20 protein-coding genes and 1 tRNA gene are annotated in these 22,543 nt (G+C 58.1%); 12 read left to right on the forward strand and 9 right to left on the reverse strand.

The features are described from left to right. Positions 1 to 1,076: APC family permease (locus V7080_RS09165; protein WP_334188089.1), on the reverse strand; the 1,076-nt coding region annotated here is incomplete at its 3' end. Positions 1,077 to 1,211: 135 nt separating this feature from the next. Between V7080_RS09165 and V7080_RS09170 the strand changes: the two genes are divergently transcribed. The 4 genes from V7080_RS09170 (at position 1,212) to V7080_RS09185 (ending at position 4,552) form a co-directional block, all read left to right on the forward strand. Further along, positions 1,212 to 1,298, forward strand: a tRNA-Leu gene (locus V7080_RS09170). 174 nt (positions 1,299 to 1,472) lie between these two features. Next, positions 1,473 to 2,387 (forward strand): 5'-nucleotidase, encoded by a 915-nt coding sequence (locus tag V7080_RS09175; protein ID WP_334188090.1) that lies wholly within the window; start codon positions 1,473 to 1,475, stop codon positions 2,385 to 2,387. Between the two features lie 166 nt (positions 2,388 to 2,553). Continuing rightward, positions 2,554 to 3,777 carry a PEGA domain-containing protein gene (locus V7080_RS09180; RefSeq protein WP_334188091.1) on the forward strand — a complete coding sequence of 408 codons (1,224 nt, stop codon included), beginning with the start codon at positions 2,554 to 2,556 and terminating at the stop codon, positions 3,775 to 3,777. Positions 3,778 to 3,802: 25 nt separating this feature from the next. Further along, complete coding sequence (locus tag V7080_RS09185) at positions 3,803 to 4,552, forward strand: TssQ family T6SS-associated lipoprotein (RefSeq protein ID WP_334188092.1); 750 nt, start codon at positions 3,803 to 3,805, stop codon at positions 4,550 to 4,552. 62 nt (positions 4,553 to 4,614) lie between these two features. On the opposite strand, the gene V7080_RS09190 is transcribed toward V7080_RS09185, so the two are convergent. After that, positions 4,615 to 6,927, reverse strand: a complete 2,313-nt coding sequence (locus V7080_RS09190; protein ID WP_334188093.1) for an NADP-dependent malic enzyme — start codon at positions 6,925 to 6,927, stop codon at positions 4,615 to 4,617. A 256-nt stretch (positions 6,928 to 7,183) separates the two neighbouring features. On the opposite strand from V7080_RS09190, the gene thiL reads away from it, so the two are divergent. Continuing rightward, on the forward strand, positions 7,184 to 8,149 hold the full coding sequence (gene thiL, locus V7080_RS09195) for a thiamine-phosphate kinase (protein ID WP_334188094.1): 966 nt from the start codon (positions 7,184 to 7,186) through the stop codon (positions 8,147 to 8,149). Continuing rightward, complete coding sequence (locus V7080_RS09200; RefSeq protein WP_334188095.1) at positions 8,146 to 8,670, forward strand: phosphatidylglycerophosphatase A family protein; 525 nt, start codon at positions 8,146 to 8,148, stop codon at positions 8,668 to 8,670. The genes thiL and V7080_RS09200 overlap by 4 nt, the downstream gene beginning before the upstream one ends. A 75-nt stretch (positions 8,671 to 8,745) precedes the next feature. Here the strand turns inward: V7080_RS09200 and V7080_RS09205 are convergent, their stop codons facing one another. From V7080_RS09205 to V7080_RS09230, 6 genes are all read right to left on the reverse strand, one after another. Further along, positions 8,746 to 9,306, reverse strand: a complete 561-nt coding sequence (locus V7080_RS09205; RefSeq protein ID WP_334188096.1) for a winged helix DNA-binding protein — start codon at positions 9,304 to 9,306, stop codon at positions 8,746 to 8,748. A gap of 31 nt (positions 9,307 to 9,337) precedes the next feature. Then, a complete protein-coding gene (locus V7080_RS09210) occupies positions 9,338 to 10,120 on the reverse strand; it encodes a putative hydro-lyase (RefSeq protein ID WP_334188097.1) in 783 nt (260 codons plus the stop codon). 68 nt (positions 10,121 to 10,188) lie between these two features. Next, a complete protein-coding gene (locus V7080_RS09215) occupies positions 10,189 to 11,478 on the reverse strand; it encodes a TRAP transporter large permease (RefSeq protein ID WP_334188108.1) in 1,290 nt (429 codons plus the stop codon). Positions 11,479 to 11,503: 25 nt separating this feature from the next. Further along, on the reverse strand, positions 11,504 to 12,016 hold the full coding sequence (locus V7080_RS09220) for a TRAP transporter small permease (RefSeq protein ID WP_334188098.1): 513 nt from the start codon (positions 12,014 to 12,016) through the stop codon (positions 11,504 to 11,506). A 61-nt stretch (positions 12,017 to 12,077) separates the two neighbouring features. Then, positions 12,078 to 13,052, reverse strand: a complete 975-nt coding sequence (locus V7080_RS09225; RefSeq protein WP_334188099.1) for a TRAP transporter substrate-binding protein — start codon at positions 13,050 to 13,052, stop codon at positions 12,078 to 12,080. Positions 13,053 to 13,179: 127 nt separating this feature from the next. Further along, a complete protein-coding gene (locus V7080_RS09230) occupies positions 13,180 to 14,199 on the reverse strand; it encodes a TRAP transporter substrate-binding protein (RefSeq protein WP_334188100.1) in 1,020 nt (339 codons plus the stop codon). 167 nt (positions 14,200 to 14,366) lie between these two features. Between V7080_RS09230 and V7080_RS09235 the strand changes: the two genes are divergently transcribed. The 3 genes from V7080_RS09235 (at position 14,367) to V7080_RS09245 (ending at position 19,291) form a co-directional block, all read left to right on the forward strand. Beyond that, positions 14,367 to 14,930, forward strand: a complete 564-nt coding sequence (locus V7080_RS09235; RefSeq protein ID WP_334188101.1) for a winged helix DNA-binding protein — start codon at positions 14,367 to 14,369, stop codon at positions 14,928 to 14,930. Between the two features lie 16 nt (positions 14,931 to 14,946). Continuing rightward, the gene (locus V7080_RS09240) at positions 14,947 to 18,621 is read left to right on the forward strand and encodes a hydantoinase B/oxoprolinase family protein (protein WP_334188102.1); all 3,675 of its coding nucleotides are present in this window, start codon (positions 14,947 to 14,949) and stop codon (positions 18,619 to 18,621) included. A 184-nt stretch (positions 18,622 to 18,805) separates the two neighbouring features. Then, complete coding sequence (locus V7080_RS09245) at positions 18,806 to 19,291, forward strand: CinA family protein (protein ID WP_334188103.1); 486 nt, start codon at positions 18,806 to 18,808, stop codon at positions 19,289 to 19,291. A gap of 37 nt (positions 19,292 to 19,328) precedes the next feature. Here the strand turns inward: V7080_RS09245 and pyrF are convergent, their stop codons facing one another. Beyond that, positions 19,329 to 20,147 carry an orotidine-5'-phosphate decarboxylase gene (gene pyrF, locus V7080_RS09250; RefSeq protein WP_334188104.1) on the reverse strand — a complete coding sequence of 273 codons (819 nt, stop codon included), beginning with the start codon at positions 20,145 to 20,147 and terminating at the stop codon, positions 19,329 to 19,331. A 59-nt stretch (positions 20,148 to 20,206) separates the two neighbouring features. On the opposite strand from pyrF, the gene V7080_RS09255 reads away from it, so the two are divergent. The 3 genes from V7080_RS09255 to V7080_RS09265 all read left to right on the forward strand — a co-directional run. Then, positions 20,207 to 21,100, forward strand: a complete 894-nt coding sequence (locus V7080_RS09255; RefSeq protein ID WP_334188105.1) for a DMT family transporter — start codon at positions 20,207 to 20,209, stop codon at positions 21,098 to 21,100. Positions 21,101 to 21,171: 71 nt separating this feature from the next. Next, positions 21,172 to 21,753: a LemA family protein gene (locus V7080_RS09260; protein ID WP_334188106.1), complete on the forward strand. Its 582-nt coding sequence runs from the start codon at positions 21,172 to 21,174 to the stop codon at positions 21,751 to 21,753. 15 nt (positions 21,754 to 21,768) lie between these two features. Beyond that, positions 21,769 to 22,543, forward strand: a 775-nt coding sequence (locus tag V7080_RS09265; RefSeq protein WP_334188107.1) for a TPM domain-containing protein, incomplete at its 3' end; no start/stop codon positions are given.

Below are 22,543 nucleotides of genomic sequence, written 5' to 3' on the forward strand. Positions count from 1 at the left end.
GTGGAGAGGTAGCGGAACTTGTGCGGCACCCAGGAATCCGCCGCCATGTTAGCCAGGACCGCGGGACCGCCCAGGAAACCGGTATTGGCAGCGACAAACAGCAACCCGGCTTCGAAAATCAGGACCACGGTCAGCGCGATGCGATTACCCCATTCGCCGCCGAAGCCGATGCTTTCGATAATGGCCTTGAAGGTGGAAGCGTTGAGGGTCTGGCCTTCCACCGGCTTTGCGTCCCACAACAGATAGAGAAGGATGATGCCGCTGGCGGTGAACGCCAGCGACAAGGCCATGTAGATCATGGTCATCTTTCCAGTGTGGACGCGCGGTTCGGCAAGAATATTGACGTTATTGGAAACGGCTTCCAGACCGGTATAAGTTCCACCGCCCTGCGAATACGCAAGAAGCAGCATGCCGGCGACGCTTATCCAGCCTATGTTGCTGACCAGTGCAGTGGTTTCGCTCAGGGTGCTTGGGATAAGCGCAGGGAGATAGGAGGCATGCGCGATGATGCCGTAGACGATCAACGTAAAGTGGGTGACCACAAACCCCAAGAAAATCGGAAGAAGTATGCGGATTGCTTCTTTCATTCCCCGCAAATTCAGGATGATCAGCAAACCGATGAACAACGCTTCGGCCCACAATTTGTAGGGATGAAAACCGAGTGGAAGCAGCGAAGCCAGCGCCTCGACACCTGCTGCAACCGAAATTGCAATCGTCAGTACATAGTCGAGCACCAGGGCGCAGCCTGCGATCAACCCCATATAGGGACCGACCAGTTTCGACGCCACGCGGTACCCGCCACCCCCGGTCGGGAACAGTTCGATCACCTGGTTATAGGCAAGCGCGATAATAAATACGGTGACCGCGGTGGCAATCGCCATATACAGGCCGAGGTGGGTATGCTCGCCGAGCGCACGGAAAGTTTCCTCGGGACCGTATGCGGAAGACGACAAACCATCCGCACCCAGTCCGACCCATGCCAGGAATGCCACCAGCGCAAGGGAATGTCGTGTTTCGGCCTTCAGCGGATCGAGTGCCTTGCCGAGTACGATTTCGCGAATTTTGCGGGACTTCATTAGTAGGAAATGCCTTCGAGCGCTTGAATGGGCGGAAGTAGGCGATCATACGCTGTCGAATTACGGTATGACAATGCGGAAGCTGCCTGACGTGTTGCCCGAACGTCGCAAATCGGCCATAATAGCGGCTGTGTCGCCGAGATGGCGGAATAGGTAGACGCACGGGACTCAAAATCCCGCGGTGGTGACACCGTGCCGGTTCGATTCCGGCTCTCGGCACCAATGTGAACGCACCTGATGAGGTGCGTTTTTCATTTCAGGCATACTTCCCGAATGCCGTCCTGCTGTGGGCGTTCGCTTGCAGCGATTGAATCTCCGATTCGCAGACAGTCCTTCACAATGCGGTACCATTCACCGCAGTCACATGTGCCATTTGTCAATCCGGATCGCTCCTCTATGCCCTTTTCCCTCGACAACCTTCTGGTGGTAGGTATCTCATCCCGCGCGCTCTTCGACCTGGAGGTGGAAGAAACGATTTTTCGCACCCAAGGACTCGAAGCGTACCGGCGTCATCAACTGGAAAATGAAAATGAGATCCTGAAGCTGGGCGCCGGTTTTGCGCTCGTTCGGGCCTTGCTGAAATTGAATGTACTGACCGACAACCAGCGTTTTGTCGAAGTCGTGATCATGTCGCGCAACTCTTCCGAAACATCGTTGCGCATTTTCAACTCCATTGACCATTACGGCCTTGATATTACGCGTGCAGTCTTGTCGGGCGGCGCTTCGCTGGCTCCTTATCTGCAGGCGTTCAACGTCAGCCTGTTTCTTTCGTTGCACGAAGACGATGTCCAGGCAGCGATCAATTCCGGTGTTGCGTCCGCCCTTCTTTACCAGAAGCCGGACAATGCGTTTGAAGAACTCGATCAGATCCGTATCGCATTCGATGGCGATGCAGTGATCTTTTCGGATGAATCGGAACACATATTCCAAACCCAGGGCATTGAAGCGTTTGAAAACCACGAGCGCGAGAATGCGAAAAAGCCGTTGCCAGAAGGCCCCTTTGCACGCCTGTTGAAGGCGCTGTCCTTCATACAGAATAACTATAAAAGCGCCGACGGCAGGGCCGCGCCAATTCGTACCGCGCTGGTGACCGCCAGGTCTTCACCCGCACATGAGCGGGTGATTCGCACATTGCGGGCCTGGGATGTGGCAATTGATGAAACGTTCTTCATGGGCGGCGTAGCAAAATCGGATGTATTGGCCGCCTTCAAGCCGCATATCTTCTTCGACGATCAACCGGCCCATTGCGACCGTGCCGCGCCCCTGGTCCAGACGGGGCGGGTGCCGGTGCGGCAAGGTCTCGTCTCCTGACGAAATGTCATGCAAATTCGTCAATAAATGTGGGCTTTTTGGGCCGCTTTTACTGGTCAACACAACGGATTACACTGAAAAATATGTCCTGCAGTCAATAAAATCATTCCGCGGGTTAAAATCAACGCTCGTGCGCAAACGCGTTCGGATGACGAGACCCTTCCGTATGAATGAAGCAACGCCCTCCCTGAAACAATTGAATCGCACCTTCATCGGTAGTGTGCTGTTCATTGACATCGTCGGCTATTCGCTGCGCACCGTGCCGGATCAGCTCGAGATGAAGGAGTTGTTCAACAACCTGCTGGCGGAGGCGGTGCACAATATTGCGCCTAGCGAGCGCATCATGGTCGACACCGGCGATGGTGCCGGCATCGCTTTCCTTGGCGACCCGGAAGATGCGCTGTTCGCCGCGCTTTCCCTGCGCGATGCCATCGCCGAAGGCCGGGCGACCGTCGGCGACCCCGGCTTCGTCCGCATGGGAATCAATCTCGGCCCATTGAAAGTCGTCCGGGATATCAACGGGCATACCAACATGATCGGTGACGGCGTCAACGACGCCGAACGCGTGATGAGCTTTGCCGACGCCGGGCAGGTCATGGTGTCGCATTCGTATTACGACATCATTTCCCGTTTTTCCCGCGATTATGCGCAGTTGTTCGTGTACGAAGGCACGCGGCACGACAAACACGTTCGCGAACACGAAATCTACCGGTTTGGCCCTGTAGAGGGCAACCAGAATCTCGCTGAAAAGCTGCGCGATCGTTCAAAGGCGCGGCACATGATTGAAACCGCCGCACCGGTTCCCGCATCCGCCTGGACACGGCTTGCATCCAATGCCGGGGGCGCTGCGAGGCGGTCAATCTCCGTTTCCCGAACCGGCATGGTCGCGGTAGCGGTCGGATCAATTTCGATTGTGGGTGCGGTATGGTCCTGGACTGCCACACCAGAAATGCACGGCAGCGCCGAGCCGTCAATGATTGCGGTGGCACTCCCTGCCGTAGCCGTTCCGGTTAGCTCTGCGCCCGAGCTGCCGGAACAAAAAACGGAGGCAGGCATCCCTGACCTGCCTGTCGTGCAAAAATCCCGTTCGGATGCGCCTGTGCCGACATCGGCTTCCGATGTCCCTGCGCTTGAAAAAGCGACTGAAAAGAACGAAACAAATACCCCTCCCGCGCCGGCGGCCAAGCCCGGCAAAGTCAGGCTCGCCGTACAGCCTTGGGGAGAGGTCTATGTGAATGGCAGCAAACGCGGGATCAGCCCGCCGTTGAAAACCGTGGACCTCGCCCCGGGCAAGCATCGCATCGAAATTCGCAACGGCGAATTTGCGCCCCACCGGGCAACCGTCGAAGTTAAAAGCGGTGCGGAAACCACCGTGCATTACGTATTCTGAATTACTTGTAGACTAACTATTTGGCATGAACAAACTTGTCCTTCCCCTGCTGGCCCTTTTCCTATCGGCCTGCGCCCAGCTTGGGCAACAAACCACCGATCAGTCGACCATTTCCCAGGGCGAGGCGCAATCGCTCTACAAGCGCGGCATCGCCAATTACAAAGAGAGTCGCTACGATGTCGCGTTGACCGACCTTAACGCGGCGATCGACAGCGGGCGGCTGGGTTCTGCGGACATTCTGGATGCGCGCAAGCATGTGGCATTCATCAACTGCGCCAGCAGCCGCGAGTTGCCATGCAGGGAACAGTTCCAGGCGATCTTGAAGGCGGACCCCAAATTTGAACTTGCGGCCAATGAAGCCAGCCATCCGCTATGGGGTCCCGTCTGGCGGTCGGTCAAGGGCGCATCCGAAGAACAGCGTGCCGTCAGCCGCGCCGGCAGCACTGCAGCCACACCTGCGCAAAACAAGCTTGCGGAAGGAATCAAGGAATACGATGCCGGCAACTACAAGAACGCCGTCGATGCACTGCAGTCGGCGATCAAAATGGGCTTGCCTGAACAGGCAGACGAAATAAGGGCGCGCAAGTATTCCGCATTCACCTATTGCCTTACCCGCAAAACCACCTTATGCCGCACTGAATTCCGCAAGCTGTTCGCCTTGCATCCGGGCTTCGAATTATTACCATCCGAAGCCGGACACCCATCCTGGGCAAATGTATATCGCAGGGAAAAAGCCGCCGCCCAGAAGGCATCGAAGAAAGCGCCGAAGTCATAGCAAACTCCACGCACAAAAAAGCCGCTCCAATTGGAGCGGCTTTTTTGCTTCTGAAGCATCAATCAACGCTGGGATACGGAATCCATCACGCACAACGCCGTCATGTTGACGATCCGGCGCACTGTTGCCGAGGGAGTCAGCACATGCACCGGCCGGCTGCATCCGAGCAAAATCGGACCGATGGCGATACCGTTGCCCGCGGCCGTCTTGAGCAGGTTGTACGAGATGTTCGCAGCATCGATATTCGGCAGCACGAGCAGGTTGGCGTCGCGAGTAAGTGTCGAGTCCGGCATCATGGAGCGCAATAAGGAGGGGTCCAGCGCGGCATCGCCATGCATCTCTCCATCGATTTCCAGGTCGGGGGCGGTTTCACGAATGATGGCCAAGGCCGCGCGCATCTTCTTGGCCGAATCGCTGTTGCTGCTGCCGAAGTTCGAGTGCGAGAGCAACGCTGCCCGGGGCACCAGTCCGAACCGGCGCATCTCCTCCGCTGCCATGATCGTGATCTCCGCGAGCTGCTCCGCGGTGGGATTCTCGTTGACGTGCGTATCGACGATGACGATCTGACGGTCAGGCAGGATCAGCGCATTCATCGCAGCGTAGACATTGACGCCCTCGCGTTTGCCCAGCACCTGGTCGATGTAATGCAGATGCAGCGATGTGGTGCCGAAGGTGCCGCAGATCATGCCGTCCGCATTCCCCTTGTGGATCATCATCGCGCCGATCAGCGTATGGCGCCGCCGCATTTCCAGCTTCGCATACTGCTCGGTGACGCCCTTGCGACGGGTCATCCCCAGATAGGTTTGCCAGTAGTCGCGGTAGCTCTCGTCATATTCCGTATTGATGACCTGGAAGTCGACATCCGGCTTGAGACGCAATCCGAATTTTTCGATGCGTTGCGCCAGCACTGCCGGGCGGCCGACCAGGATCGGCTTGGCAAGCTTTTCGTCAACCACTACCTGTACGGCACGCAGTACGCGCTCTTCCTCGCCTTCGGCAAACACGATCCGCTTCTTGGACGCGGGCGCCTTTTTCGCCACCTGGAAAATCGGCTTCATGAAGGTGCCGCTGCGGTAGACGAATTGCTCCAGCCGGCCGGCGTAGGCCTGCATGTCTTCGATAGGCCGTAGCGCGACGCCCGACTCCTCGGCCGCCTTGGCGACCGCAGGCGCGATTTTCATCATCAGGCGCGGGTCGAAGGGTTTGGGAATGACATACTCGGGACCGAACGACAGATTGCTGATGCCGTAGGCTGAAGCAACGATGTCCGATTGCTCGGCTTGCGCCAGTTCGGCGATGGCGCGGACGGCGGCGATCTCCATCTCGCGCGTGATCGTGGTCGCACCCGAGTCGAGGGCGCCCCGGAAGATATAGGGAAAGCAGAGAACGTTGTTGACCTGGTTGGGATAGTCGGATCGCCCGGTGGCGATCACTGCATCGTTGCGTACCGCCTTGACTTCCTCGGGCAGGATCTCGGGTGTTGGATTGGCCAGGGCGAGTATCAGCGGTTTGGCCGCCATCGACTTGACCATGTCGGCTTTCAGGACGCCACCCGCGGACAAACCGAGGAAAATGTCGGCATCGGGAATCACCTCGGCGAGCGTACGGGCATCGGTGTCCTGCGCGAAGCGCTCCTTGTCCGGGTCCATCAGTTCCTTGCGGCCTTTGTAAACGACGCCAGCGAGGTCGGTGACAAAGATGTTTTCGATCGGGAAGCCCAGATCGACGATCAGGTCCAGGCAGGCGAGCGCCGCTGCACCTGCGCCGGAGACAACCAGTTTGCACTGGCCGATCTGCTTGTTGACCACTTTCAGGCCATTGAGAATGGCGGCGCCGACAATGATTGCAGTCCCGTGCTGGTCATCATGGAAAACCGGAATCTTCATCCGGTCGCGCAATTTGCGTTCAATATAAAAGCACTCGGGCGCCTTGATGTCTTCCAGGTTGACGCCGCCGAATGTCGGCTCCAGTGCTGCGATGATGTCGCACAGCTTGTCGGGATCGGTTTCGTTGATTTCGATGTCGAACACATCGATGCCGGCGAACTTCTTGAACAGGACGCCCTTCCCTTCCATAACCGGCTTCGCAGCCAGCGGGCCGATCGCACCAAGTCCAAGTACGGCAGTGCCATTGGTGATGACGGCGACGAGATTGCCGCGCGCAGTGTATTTGAAGGCGTTCGCCGGATCGATCACGATTTCTTCGCAGGCGGAAGCAACTCCGGGCGAATACGCCAGCGCAAGGTCGCGCTGGTTGGTCAATTGCTTGGTCGGCGTTACGCTGATTTTGCCGGGGGCAGGAAACTCGTGGTACTCGAGAGCGGCTTGGCGCAACTGCTGGCGGAGTTCTTCTTTTTGGTTGATGGGGGAATCCATGCTCTGCAGCCTTCCTTTTTAGCTTACGGAAAGCTTACGATTTTATCAGAGCAGTTCTGCCAATTTGATACGTATTTATCCTAGTTTTCATGACGCCGAGAAAAAGCGCCTCTCAAGCCCGCAAAAATGAAACTCAATTTCATTTCAACAAGTGCAGGTTATAGGAAAGCAAGCAGATCCTTGTCAAAAATCCTGTTTACTGTGAATTAAGATCCCTGCTGACTTTGCGGATAGTGACCTTCGGTACAATTCAGGCATGTTGTCCGAATTCGACCTGATTGCCCGATATTTCACTCGCCCTCCACGTCGCAAGGATGTGGCCGCCGGCATTGGTGACGACTGTGCCTTGCTGGTCCCGGAGTCCGGATCGGAACTTGCCATTTCTTCCGACATGCTTGTTGAAGGACGGCATTTTTTCCCTGATGCGGATCCCTATGCCTTGGGCCATAAATGTCTGGCAGTGAATTTATCCGACCTCGCTGCCATGGGGGCGGAACCGGTGGCTTTTACATTGGCCCTTGCCTTGCCGGAAGTCAACCCGGAATGGCTGGCCCCTTTTTCCGGCGGTCTGCTGGAACTGGCCGACCGCCACGGATGCGAATTGATCGGCGGCGACACCACGAAAGGGCCGCGCAATATATGCATCACCATATTCGGCAAAGTACCGTCGGGGCGCGCTTTGCGGCGAAACGCAGCGCGGGTCGGCGACGACATCTGGGTTTCAGGGACGTTAGGAGATGCACGCCTGGCACTGGCCGGTTATCGGGGCGAACTCCCTCTCGATGAACAGGCGCTCGCGACGGCCGCGGAACGGATGCACAGGCCGACACCGCGGGTGGCGCTTGGCATCGCCCTGCGGGGTATTGCCCATGCGGCCATCGATATTTCCGACGGTCTTGCCGGCGACATCGCGCATATTTTGAAGCAATCAGGCGTCGGGGCATGCCTCCAGGTAGACGCATTGCCTGCAGGGCCGATGCTGGCCATGCAAGACCAGCCGACGCGCAGGCACTTCATGCTCGCCGGCGGAGACGACTATGAATTATGTTTCACTGCTCCCGCACCAATGCGCGATGCGGTTCTGCAGGCTGGCGCAGCGAGCGGCACGACCGTTACACGGGTCGGCAGAATCGAAGCGGCGCCCGGCTTGCGTGTCGTCGATCCGGACGGTACCGTTCTCGATTTGAAAACCGCCTCCTTCGACCACTTCACTTCCCCATGAACACTCTCGATCCCGGCCAGGATGTTTACGTCACCAAGCCGAGCGCACGCTTCATGCTCTCCCATCCTGCACATATCCTGGCCCAGGGTTTCGGGAGCGGGCTGTCGCCGGTGGTACCGGGGACAACCGGCACCTTATTCGGCTGGCTTGTGTTTTATGTCCTGACGCTGCGCTGGCCATCGATATTCACCCCGCTTACCTGGGGCATCATCATCGTTGCCGGCTTCGTCATTGGCATTTGGGCTTGCCAGCGCACCGGCCAGGACCTCGGAATTTCGGATCACGGCAGCATGGTATGGGACGAAATGATTGCATTCTGGATCGTCCTTGTCTTCCTGATGCCGGCGGATATATCGACCCAGCTATGGGCATTCTTGTGGTTCCGCTTTTTCGACATGGTCAAGCCACCGCCGATCCGCTATTTCGACCGGCGTTTTAAAGGCGGCTTCGGCGTGATGTGGGACGATATCGGTGCGTCCTTTTATACGCTGCTGCTGTTTGCCTTGTGGCGGGCTATCTAGCCATAAAAAAGGCGCGACCAGCAAGCGGTCGCGCCAAGCTCGAAACATCTGGTAATCTCGGCTGCCGTTCCCGCCTTACATCGACGTTGCGGACCGTGCTGCCTGGTCGTACAGGCCGGAAAGGACACGCAGGAATCTCGCCAGTTCGCTCAGTTCAAAACTTTCAGTGCCGTCACCAGTGAGGCCGGATACCAGTACCTGTTCACGGATTTCGTAATAGCGTTTGCACAGAGCCTGTCCCGCTTCATTGGTGGAATACAGGACCTCCTTGCCACGTCGCTCGGTCTGCACGAGGCCGAGGCTATGCAACTTCTTCAGTGAGTAATTGACGATATGCGTATCCTCGATATTCAGGATAAAGGCAATATCCGCCAGCTTTTTCTCACGCGCCCGATGGTTGATGTGATGCAGAACCAGAACGTCCGTGATCGTCATGTCTTTCATACCGGCTGCCGACATGCATCGCACTGCCCAACGATTGAAGGCATTGCTGGCGATGATCAAACCGAACTCGAATTCACTCAGTTCAGCGCTGCGGCCGGCAGCCAGGTGTGATGACGAGACGATGGGTACTTTCCCAGGGGAGGGTGCGGCTTGCGCAAACGTCGCCTTCGAAACGGCTTTTTCTTTGGGCATTACAAACTCCAGGTTACATTGGCTTCGGATTTCATGACGTCGTCAAATCCGTAACCAGCATCTTACCCGGAGAATGGCTGATGCAAAATGGAATCCGGCTCAGCTCCGCAACGTACTGCGGCGTGACACCGCATGCCCAGAAGACCGGAAGTTCATCGTCGAAAATCGGTATGGCATCGCCGAAATCCGGCGAAGACAAGTCGGTGATGCCGATCAATCCGGGGTGACCGATATGCACCGGCGCGCCATGCACCTGGGGGAAGCGGCCGGAAATCTCGACCGCACGTGCAACATGCCCGCTCTTCACCGGGCGCATACTGACCACCATGTTTCCGTTGAATTGCCCTGCGGACCAGCATGGTATGTTCGTTTTGTACATGGCGACATTCTTCCCTGCGTCGACATGGCGCAATGGAATACCGCCCTCAATCAGCGCGCTTTCGAATGAAAAGCTGCAGCCGATCAGGAAGGTAACCAAGTCATCGCGCCAGTACTCGCCTATATCTCCTACCTCTCTGATCAGTCTTCCATTCTCGAATACCCGGTATCCGGGAAGGTCGGTGCGCACATCGCCGCCTTCGGCGCACCGGGGCGCGAACTGGCCGGGCTCCAGCACCTCGACCAGTGGGCACGGCTTCGGATTGCGCTGGCAGAACAGCAGGAAGTCGAATGCATGTTCGCGCGGCACGATCATCATGTTGGCCTGCACACGCCCCTTGGCAAAACCGGATGTGGGACCGGTGAGGCTGCCATTGCGGCAAAGCGTCCTCACTTCCTCCGGCGACATCGACAGCTTGTCTCTTTCCTTGGTCATGACCAAACCTTTCTCAGTCTTAGATCGTGTAGATATGCGCTCGGAGGGGACCGAAACGCACTGCATGCTCAAGTCATCATTTTCGGCAACGCCGTGACGATTGACGGGAATAAATAAAGCAGCAGGACCGCGACGAGCATCAGTAAAAACAGCGGCATCGCGGTACGCGCGATATAGCTGATCTCCTTCTTGGTGAGTCCCTGCAGGACAAATAAATTGAAGCCGACCGGCGGCGTGATTTGCGCCATCTCCACCACGACGATGATGAAGATACCGAACCAGATCAGGTCGATGCCGGCCTTCTGCACGGTCGGCAATAACACCGCCATCGTGAGAACCACCATCGAAATCCCGTCAAGAAAGCAGCCGAGTACGATGAATAGTCCGGTCAAGGCAAGAATCAGCATGAAGGGCGACAGATTCAGGGACCCGACAAATTCGGCAAGGTGGCGCGGCAGGCCGATGAAGCCCATCGACAGCGTAAGGAAGGAAGCACCTGCGAGGATCAGTCCGATCATGCAGTACACCCGCGTGGCACCCAGCAGGCCTTCCTTGAAGGTGCTCCAGGTAAGCGATCCCTCGATACGAGCCAGAATCAGCGAACCGGCAACCCCGAATGCGGCAGCCTCGGTTGCAGTTGCAATGCCGAGATAAACCGACCCAAGTACCAGCGCAATCAAGGCAACAACAGGAATCAGGTGTCGCGACGCATAGAGCTTCTGAACGAAGGAGGTCTTCTCCGATGCAGCCGGAATGGCATCCGGGTGAAGCAGAGACCAAACCATGACGTAACCCATGAACAAGGCCGCCAGCAGCAGGCCCGGCAATACGCCCGCGATGAACAGCTTGGCGATCGAGACGTTGGCCGCGACACCGTAGACGATCATGATGATGGAAGGCGGAATCATCAGGCCAAGCGTGCCAGCGCCGGCCAGCGTACCGAGCGTGATGTCGTCCGGGTAACCGCGTTTCTTCAGTTCCGGCAAGGCGATCTTGCCGATGGTGGCACAGGTCGCTGCTGAAGAGCCTGACACGGCGGCGAAGATCGTGCAGCCGATGATATTGACGTGCAGCAGTCGACCGGGCAGGCGTTCCAGCCAGGGTGCGAGGCCCTTGAACATATCTTCCGACAATTTGCTGCGGAATAGGATTTCTCCCATCCACAAAAACAACGGCAACGCCGTCAATGTCCAGCTCGACGTTGCGCCCCAGACGGTGAACGCCATGCTGTCGCCGGCGGGCCGGCTAGTCAGGAATTCCATAGCGAAGATCGCGACGCCGAGTAATGACAGGCCGATCCACAACCCGGACCCAAGTACGGCAAACAGTAATCCAATTAGAAGTGCTGCAACTAGCATGTCCACGTTAGTCTCCTTGTTATTGTTATTCGACGCGTGCCATCTCGGCCGAAGGCACCAGAATCCGTTCGTGGTCAAACACCTTGCGTGCGAGATCCTCGAGGAAGGCAATTGCCAGGCCGATACTGCCGACTGCCATGGTGAGCTGTGGAATCCATAGCGGGGTAGCATCCGCGGCCGGGGAAACATCGTGCGTGGTATAGGAGACCCAGGCCAACCGGATGGCGTAGTAGGCGAGATAAACGGTCATCGCCGACGCGACGCTCAGGCACCAGTACTCGGCAATTTTCTTTGGCGTACCGGTAAGCTTGTTGAAAAGAAGCGTCACGCGGATATGATCGCCGCTGCGCAATGCCGCCGGCAATGCCAGAAAAAGCGCGCCCGCAATCGAATATCCCGCATAAGCGTCCAGACCCGGAATATCGAATCCGAACTGCCTGCCCGCGACGCCCAGCAATATCGTCACTAGCGTCAACACCATGAACAATGCGGCCAGGTACAACAGTCCGCGGTAAAAACCTTCCAGCATCCGTGCCATGTTTGTCTCCGAACTCAGAAACCGCCCGTCGAAGCGGGCGGCCATATTGGATTTCTTCTATTTATTGCTTGTAATAGGCATCGATGATTTGCTTGCCTTCGGCACCGGCGGACTTGAGCCACTCGGCTGTCATCGTCTCGCCGATCGACTTCAGTTCAGACTGCAGCTTCGGCGATGGCGCTGAAATCTTCATGCCGTTGCTCGCAAGCTGCTTCAAATACTCCTGGTCTTTCTGTTCGCTGATTTTCCACAAGCGTTCTTCGGCCGCCTGCGCCGCCTTCAGGACAGCTTCCTGCGTGGGCTTATCCAATGCGTCAAATGACTTCTGGCTCACGACAACTGCATTCTTCGGCAACCATGCATTGACGGTGTAGAAGTTTTTGACCTGTTCATACAACTTGTTCTCAATGCCGCTGGCACTCGATGTGAGGAAGTTGTCGACCGCACCGGTGGCAAGCGCCTGGCCGAGTTCGGCAAGCTGGATAGTGGCTGGCTGTGCGCCGAGCAGCTGGGCGATGCGGGTCGTGGCGGGGTTGTAAGCGCGCATCTTGGTCCCGCGCAGATCGGCAGAGGTGTTGACCGGCTTGAGCGAATACAGACTTTGACCAGGCCATGGACCGGTGTACAGGAGTTTCATGCCCTGGGAAGCCAGAAGCTTTTCCACCGCAGGACGGGACGCGACTGCCAGCTTTTTGGCGTCGGCATAGCTGGTGGCGAGGAAGGGAATGGAATCGACACCGAAAATAGCATTCTCATTGGACGCGCCCGACAGGATGAATTCGCCGATTTGCGCCTGGCCGGTCTGCACCGCGCGCTTGATTTCGTTGGCCTTATACAGCGAGCCATTCGGGTGCAGTGTCAAGGTAAGCTTGTTGTTGGTTGCCTTGGCTATATCGCCGGCGAACTGTTGCAGATTTTCAGTATGAAAACTGCTCGCCGGATAGCCGGTGGGCAGGTCCCACTTTGCCTGTGCGAATGTGAGGTGCGAGCTTGTGGCCAGAACGGCTGCCAGCATGACGTTGCGAATCTGCTTCATTTAAGTCTCCTTCATTGGTGGATTGGCTACGACTCTTTTGTTCGGGCACCGTGGCCTTGAAGTACGGCACTACCGGATAACTGCATGCACTGCTAAACCGTCTAACTACCGCTTCTTGTCCGCGCTATCACTTCGCGCTCGCCTGATTCATTGACCTGTCGGTCGTATATTTCAACAGCACCTTGAGCTCATCGTTGCCAGCCTGCTTCAACCACTCGCGGGCAAGCGTCTCGCCGATACGGTCTAGGTATTGCCGGATATAGGAGTCCATTGTTGATACGCTTACATCATTTGCCGCGAGAAGATTCTCATAATCCTTATCACTGTTCCGGCTCAGCTTCCATCCACGCTGTTCTGCGACTTCCGCCAGCTCAAGCATTTTCTTCTGGGTATCAACATCTAACTTATCAAAAATTTTCTTGTTGATGAACACAATGTTTTTGGGAATCCAGGCATTGACCTTGTAGTAGTGCTGCAACTTTGTCCAAGCCTTGGTTTCGACGCCGGTCCAGCTTGACGTCAGCATCAGATCCAGCTTCTCGGTGGAGATGGCGTTGGCGAGGTCGACGACCTGGATGGTGACCGGCGTGGCGCGAACCAGCTCGGCGATGCGCTCGGTTGCCGGGTTGTAGGCACGCATGCGCAGGCCCTTGAAGTCCTGGACTGTGCTGATGGGTTTGCGGGAGTACAGGTTCTGCGGCGGCCATGGCACCGCATACAGCAGTTGCAGGCCACGTTCCGCGAGGGCTTTTTCGATCGATGCACGGGAAGCTTCCCACATGCGTTGCGCATCGTCATATCCCGAGACGATAAATGGCAGTGCGTCCATACCGAACAGTGGATTTTCCTTGGCAAGACTGGACATGATGACCTCGCCCGCCTCGGCTTTCCCGCTGCGCACACCGGCAAAGATGTCTGCGGGTTTGATGAGCGATCCGGCCGGATGCACTTTCATCGTTAACCTGCCGGCGCTGGCTTTTGTTACTTCTTCCGCATACCACTGCAGATTCTGTGTCTGAAAGTTGTCGGCTGCATAGGCAGTTGCGAAATTGATTTCCACGGCTGCCGCATATGCGGGTGCTTGTACGGCAAGACTGAAGCATGAGGCCAAGGCACTGATTCCCAAGGCTGCCAACATTGTTTTCATCACAATCTCCTTCATTTTTTTCTTGAATATTAAATGTGACGTCGATAATATGTCAACAAATTATCTAATAAATTATTGACGTTGAATCTACAATAGATGAAACGTTTTACGATTTCAAGCAAAAAAACATGCCGCACCGAACCGGTGCCGGAACAGGAGACAGCAGGATGCAAAAGCCACGCGGCAGTGCACAAAGCACCGATCCGGTGCGTAAAAACTGTAAGTTGCAGGGCGCTGCCGGATCGAGGTTGACAACGATCCCTGGCACCAAGTCGGCCGCGCTTGACGAACTGGATATCGGCATCGTGGGAGTTATGCAGGCCTTTCAGCGATGGATCGTCAGCGCGATGGCGGATGCCGGCATAAAAGATCTGGTGGTGACCGACGCGCTGGTGCTGGACCAACTTAATGGCCGCGCGCATGCCAAAAGTCTTGCCGACATCTGTTTCATTCTCAATATCGAAGATGCGCGTGTCGTCGGCTATTCGCTGCGCAAGCTCGTGGCGCTTGATGTCGTGAGCGCCGAGAAGCGTGGAAAGGAAGTGATTTTTTCGATTACTCCGTTGGGCCAGGCGTATTTGCTACGTTATCAGGAGGTCCGCGAGCACCGGTTGCTCGATACTCTCGTAGCGCTTGGCCCGAACAAATCCGTCTATACGGCGCTTTCTCAATATCTGCGGAAGCTGTCCGGACTTTATGATCAAGCCGCGCGGGCGGCCTCGTCTCTATAGGAAAGGTGAAGGCACCATGGAAGCAAAACAATCGTTACACGGTCAACAGGATAAGCGCTGGCAGTTCTGGATCGACCGGGGAGGCACATTCACCGATATCGTCGCGCGCCGTCCGGACGGCAAGCTGATGACGTACAAGCTGCTTTCCGAAAACCCGGAACAATACAAGGATGCAGCGGTTGCCGGCATCAGGCGCCTGCTGGGCGTCGGCGCGAACGAGACAATTTCGCCGACGTTGGTGGAAGCGGTGAAGATGGGTACCACCGTGGCCACCAACGCGCTGCTGGAACGCAAGGGTGACCTGACCGCACTTCTGATCACGCGCGGCTTCCGCGATGCATTGCGCATTGCCTATCAGAATCGCCCTCGCCTCTTCGACCGCCATATCGTGCTGCCCGAATTGTTGTACGGCAAAGTCGTTGAAGTCGATGAACGCATCGGCGCGCACGGCGAGATCATCAAGCCGCTGGACGAGGTCCAGGTGCACCGCGAATTGGCCGCGTTGCATGCGCAGGGGTATCGTTCTGTCGCGGTAGTTCTCATGCACGGTTACCGCTACACCATGCATGAGGACGCCATCGGACGCATCGCCGCCGAGATCGGCTTCACGCAGATTTCGATCTCCAACAAGGTCAGCCCGCTGATGAAACTGGTGTCGCGCGGCGACACCACCGTGGTCGATGCCTATCTGTCGCCGATCCTGCGCCGCTATGTGGACCAGGTGGCAAGCCAGATGGATGGGGTGCGCCTTTTGTTCATGCAAAGCAATGGCGGATTGACCGATGCGCATCGCTTCCAGGGGAAGGATTCCATCCTGTCCGGTCCGGCCGGCGGCATCGTCGGCATGGTCCGTACCGCCAAGACCGCCGGTTTTGACAAGATCATCGGCTTCGACATGGGCGGCACCTCCACCGACGTGTCGCACTATGCCGGAGAATTCGAGCGCGAGTTCGAGACGCAGGTGGCCGGTGTGCGCATGCGCGCCCCGATGATGAGCATCCATACGGTGGCGGCGGGCGGCGGCTCCATCCTCCATTTTGACGGGTCCCGTTACCGCGTCGGACCGGACAGCGCCGGGGCCAATCCGGGTCCGGCCAGCTATCGCCGTGGCGGCAAGCTAGCTGTCACCGATTGCAATGTAATGCTGGGCAAGATTCAGCCGAACTATTTTCCCTCGGTGTTCGGACCGAATGCCGACCAGCCGCTGGATCGCGACGCGGTGGTGCGCAAGTTCACCGAGATGGCCGAAGAGATCTATCAAGCCACAGGCAACCGCCGCACGCCGGAGGAAGTGGCGGAAGGCTTTATCGAGATCGCGGTCGGCAACATGGCCAATGCCATCAAGTTCATTTCGGTGCAGCGCGGACACGACGTAACCGAGTACACGCTGACCACCTTCGGCGGCGCCGGCGGCCAGCATGCCTGCCTCGTCGCCGATGCGCTCGGCATGACGCGGGTATTCGCCCACCCGTTCGCCGGCGTGCTGTCGGCCTATGGCATGGGACTGGCGGATCAGACCGCGATGCGCGAACAATCGCTTGAGATTACCTTATCAGAGTCAGTCCTCACGACACTCGAAGCGAAACTGCATGCATTGGCGGATGAAGCACGCGAGGATTTGCTGTCCCAGGGCGTGGACCAGACCCGCATCCGGGTGGTCGAACGCGCGCACCTTCGCTATGACGGCACCGACTCGGTGATCGTCGTGCCTTACGATGCGGTCGACCGGATGATTGCGCAATTCGAAGTTGCGTACAAGAAGCGCTATTCCTTCCTGATGCCCGACAAGGAACTGGTCGTCGAAGCGATATCGGTGGAAGCGATCGGCCTGTCGGACGAAACCACCACGCACATGGACGACCTGCCGCCGCGCGACGGACCGCTGAAGCCGGAGGAGACCGTGCAACTTTTCTCCGGCGGCAAATGGCATGACACGGCCCTATACCGCCGCGAGGACACGCGGCCGGGCGACCTGATTCACGGACCGGCGATCATCGCGGAGAAAAACGCGACCAATATCGTCGAGCCTGGCTGGATTGCCGAAGTCACCAAGCTGGACCACCTCGTGTTGACACGCGTGGAAGCACGCACGCAGCGCAAGGCCATCGGCACCAGCGCCGACCCGGTGATGCTGGAAGTGTTCAACAACCTGTTCATGAGCATCGCCGAGCAAATGGGCCTGCGGCTGCAGAACACCGCCTTCTCCGTCAACATCAAGGAACGCCTCGACTTCTCGTGCGCGCTGTTCGACGCCGAGGGCAACCTCATTGCGAACGCACCCCATATTCCGGTGCACCTCGGCTCGATGGGCGAAAGCATCAAGACCATCATTCGCGAGAACAGCGCCACGATGAAAAGGGGCGATGTCTTTATGCTGAACGACCCCTACCATGGAGGCACGCACCTGCCGGACGTTACCGTGATTACGCCGGCATTCGACCAGGCGGGCGAGAAGGTGTTGTTCTTTGTCGGGTCACGCGGCCACCATGCGGATATCGGCGGCATCACGCCCGGCTCCATGCCGGCGGACAGCAAGGTGGTGGAAGAGGAAGGCGTGCTGATCAATAACTTCCAGCTCGTCAAAGGCGGCCGCTTCATGGAAGAGGAAACCATCGCCCTGCTTTCGTCGGGCGCTTATCCTGCACGCAATATCAAGCAGAACCTCGCCGACCTGCAGGCGCAGATCGCGGCGAACCAGAAAGGCGTGGACGAGTTGCTGAAGATGGTCGGTCATTTCGGCCTGGACGTGGTGCAGGCTTATATGAAGCATGTGCAGGACAACGCCGAAGAGGCGGTCCGCCGCGTGATCACCGCGCTGAAGGACAGCAGCTACGAATACCGGCTGGATAACGGCGCCGTGATCAAGGTGGCCATTCGCGTCAACCATGCGGCGCGCACCGCGGACATCGACTTCACCGGCACCTCCCCGCAATTGCCCAACAATTTCAATGCGCCGAGTGCCATCTGCATGGCGGCCGTGCTGTATGTGTTCCGCACGCTGGTCGATAACGAGATTCCGCTGAACGCGGGTTGCCTGAAACCGCTGAACGTCATCATACCCGAGGGGTCGATGCTCAATCCGCGCTACCCGGCGGCGGTCGTGTCCGGCAACGTCGAAACGTCGAGCTGCATCACCAATGCGCTGTATGGTGCGCTCGGCGTAATGGCATCGGCACCCGGAACGATGAACAACTTCACCTTCGGCAATGACGAACACCAGTACTACGAAACGATCTCCGGTGGCTCGGGCGCCGGCAAGGGTTTCAACGGTACCGATGTCGTACAGACACACATGACCAACTCACGCCTCACCGATCCGGAAATACTGGAATGGCGCTATCCGGTGCGGCTGGACAGTTATGAAATCAACCCCGGCTCCGGCGGGCGCGGTAAATGGCATGGCGGGAATGGCGGCATCCGCAGGGTGCGGTTCCTGGAAAAAATGACCGCCTCCATCCTGTCCAACAATCGCATCGTGCCGCCTTTCGGAGCCGCCGGTGGCGAACCCGGCAGATGCGGACGCAACTATGTCGTTCGCGCGGATGGCCGATGCGAGGAACTCGGCTTCGTCGCCAGCACGAATGTCGAACCGGGCGATGTCTTCGTGATCGAAACGCCGGGCGGCGGCGGGTACGGCGCGGAGGAAATACCGCTGGTGCGCAATGCATTGGAAACCGCAACAGTGAAGTAACGCACCTTGGACGGCAGGAGCGGCGCGCCTGAATGCAAGGCGCGCCGCGTTGTCTCTTCGCTGGCATGCGACGGCCATGATGCCTCGACCAGGAGCAGGGGATATCGCGGATGGTAGAGTAAGCGCTGATCGGTAACCACCATCATCGCTGCCGTTGCGGCAAACATTCTCTGGAGGGCTGAAGATGGACGACATTTCTGAACTGGCGCAGCGCGTGGGCGCGGCGTTACAGGCAAAAGGCATGATGCTGGCGACAGCCGAGTCCTGCACCGGCGGCGGTGTGGGCCAGGCCATCACCGAGATTGCAGGATCGTCGGCATGGTTCGACTGCGGCTTCATCACCTACTCAAATGCAGCCAAGAGCAGATTGTTGAACGTTCCCGCGGAATTGATCGAGCGTCACGGCGCCGCCAGCGAAGAAGTCGCGGATGCGATGGCGAAAGGCGCGCTCGTCAACAGCAGCGCGCAGATCGCCGTCTCCACCACCGGCATCGCCGGGCCAGGCGGCGCGGTACCCGGAAAACCGGTCGGCACGGTTTATTTCGGCTGGGCTCGAAACGGGCACAGTAATGTCGAACGCATGGTTTTCACCGGCGACCGGCAGGCAGTGCGGCGGCAGTCGGTTGCGCATGGATTGAAAGGCCTGCTGCGCTTCCTTGAACAAATCTGAATCAGGAATGTGCGGTCGCGTTGTTACTTCTGCTCGATTACCGAAAGCGATTGATCGCATCCCGGGTTTCAAGCGCTACCCGCCGCGCGGCCTGTGTGAATTCCTCACCGGCATCCGGCTTTGCATACAGGATGGCGCGCGAGGAATTGATCATCATGCCCGTGCCGGCGGCCGTCCTGCCGGCTTTTACTGTCGCTTCGATATCCCCGCCCTGTGCACCGATGCCCGGCACCAGCAGCGGCATGTCACCTGTCAGCCGGCGAACCTGCGCGAGTTCCTCGGGAAACGTGGCGCCCACCACCAGCGCGCACTGGCCGTTGGTATTCCATTGATCGGCAACCAGCTGCGCCACATGCTGGTACAAAGGCTTGCCGTCCACCGTCAGAAACTGCAGATCGGAACCGCCCGGGTTCGAGGTCCGGCAGAGCACGATGGCGCCACGGTCTTTCCATTCCAGATAGGGCGCCACCGAATCGAAGCCCATATACGGGTTGACCGTTACAGCGTCGGCACCGTAGCGCTCGAACGCTTCCCTTGCATATTGCTCCGCGGTAGCACCAATGTCGCCACGTTTCGCGTCGAGCACGATCGGCAGATGGGGGTAATTATTGCGCAGGTAGGCGCAGATTTCCTCAAGCTGGTCTTCCGCCCGCAATGCGGCAAAGTAAGCGATCTGGGGTTTGAAGGCGCATGCAAGTTCCGCCGTGGCATCAATAATGGCCTTGCAAAACTCCAGAATTGCATCCGGTTTTCCGTGAAGATGCGCGGGGAATCTGGCGATATCGGGATCAAGGCCGACGCACAAGAGGGAATTATTTGATTGCCAGGCGGCGGAAAGTTTATCGATGAAAGTCACGGCAATTGCTCTGTGGTTCGGACAATGCGCATTGTAACTTGCCATGCTATCGTTTCGACATGACTTCACTTTCCCGCAAAGACTGGATCCTCCTGATCCTGCTCACCCTCTGCTGGGGCGTCAACTGGCCCATCATGAAAATAGCGGTGCGCGACTTCCCTCCCCTCACGTTCCGCACTATCAGCATGCTCGGCGGACTGCCCGTCATTTTGATTGCGGCGCGAATGCAAAACGCCTCGCTTGCCATACCGGCAGGAAAACTCGGCCAGGTCGTCAAGCTGGCCATTCCCAATATGCTGATCTGGCATGTATTGATTATTCTCGGCGTCAAGATGCTCAGTTCCGGACGGGCTGCGATCCTCGGCTATACGATGCCGGTATGGGCGGTGCTTTGCGCGTTGATTTTCTACCGCGAGAAGCCGGCGCCGGCCGCGTGGCTGGGTATCGGCCTGGCCCTGGGTGGCGCCCTGCTGTTGCTGTCGAGCGAACTCGTCACCCTCTCGGGGCAGCCGCTCGGCAGCGTCGTGGTCCTGCTGGCGGCGGCGGGATGGGGATACGGCACGGTGCTGATGAAGCGCACCCAGATTGACATGCCGACCATTTCGCTGACCTTCTGGATGTTGCTGCTGACCACGATGGTGATGACAGTCGTTGCCTTCGCTTTCGAGCGCCACGCCTGGCGCATGCCCTCGAGCGTCGAATGGCAGGCCATCATCTATAACGCCCTGATCATCTTCGGCTTCGCCCATACTGTCTGGTTCAGGCTGGCACGTACCTTGCCACCAATTGCATCAAGCCTGTCGGTGATGATGATTCCGGTGCTGGGGGTTTTTTCCGGTGCCTGGCTATTGAACGAGACGCCGCACTGGCAGGACTATGCGGCGATGGGCCTTATCCTAGTGGCAATGAGTACCGTGCTGTTGAAACCGCGCGGCCTGCCCATAGATAGGTGACAAAATTGCAAATATTTTGCAATTTTGGACTATTGGTACAAAAAATAAGGGGCATGAAAATGAAGACATGGATGAATTGGTTTACGGCTGTCGTCCTGGCATCGGTCTTGAGCGGCTGCGGCTACAACGAATTCCAGGCCAAGGATGAAGGCGTCAAGGCCGCCTGGGGAGAAGTGGTCAACCAGTACCAGCGCCGTTCCGACCTGATTCCCAACCTGGTCAATACCGTCAAGGGGTATGCCGGCCATGAAAAGGAAACCCTGGAATCGGTAACCAGGGCGCGTGCCGCCGCGACCAGCTTCCAGATCACGCCTGAGGTCCTGAATAATCCGGAAGCCTTCCGCAAATTCCAGGAAGTGCAAGGCGAACTGTCGTCGGCGCTTTCCCGCCTGATGGCGGTATCGGAGAACTATCCGCAGCTCAAGGCGGACGGCCTGTTCCGCGACCTGCAGTCGCAACTGGAAGGCACGGAGAACCGCATCACGGTCGCCCGCCAGCGTTATATCAAGTCGGTGCAGGAGTACAACGTCCTGGCGCGCAGTTTCCCGACCAATCTGACCGCCATGGTATTCGGCTATGAGACCAGGCCGTCGTTCACGGTGGACAATGAAAGAGCCATTTCCACGGCCCCCGCCGTCAACTTCGGCAAATAAACGGATCCCAATCCAATGATCGCACGCATGCTCCTCGGCTTCGTGCTGGCCGTGCTCACGATGAGCGCCGGCGCGCAGGATTTCGTCCCGGTGCCGCCGCTGCAAACCCGTGTGACCGACATGGCCGGCATGCTCACGGCAGGCCAGCGCGCGTCGCTGGAGAATGTGCTTCAGGAATACGAAACCCGCACAGGCAGCCAGATCGCGGTGCTGCTGGTCGGCACGACCGCGCCGGAAGCGATCGAGCAGTACAGCATCCGCGTTGCGGAAGAATGGAAGCTGGGCCGCAAGGGCGTGGATGACGGTGTGCTGCTGCTGGTCGCCAAGGACAATCCGCCGGCATTGCGCCGCCTGCGTATCGAAGCCGGACGCGGCGTCCAGGGCTCGCTGACGGACGCGCAGTCCAAGCGCATTCTCCAGGATGTCATCGCGCCGCATTTCCGCCAGAATGATTTTTATGGCGGATTGGCGGCTGGCATCTCGGCAATCGCCAGCCTGCTCGACAAGGAGCAACTGCCTGCGCCCAAGGCCGCAAACCAGCCCGAGGAAGGTTTCGATTCCTCTATCCTGCTCTTCTTCGGCTTCATGTTCCTGTTCCTGCTCATGTCGCGCATCGGGTCGTCACGCCACAAGAGGCATGCACGCGGCGGCTGGGGCCGCGCGCCGGGCGTCATTCTCGGCGGCGGCCTGGGCGGCTACGGCGGATATGGCGGCGGCTTCGGCGGCGGTGGCGGATTCGGCGGTGGCTTCGGCGGAGGCGGCTTCTCCGGCGGCGGTGGCGGTGCAGATG

The sequence above is a fragment of the Noviherbaspirillum sp. genome (assembly GCF_036846085.1).
Lineage (GTDB): Bacteria > Pseudomonadota > Gammaproteobacteria > Burkholderiales > Burkholderiaceae_D > Noviherbaspirillum.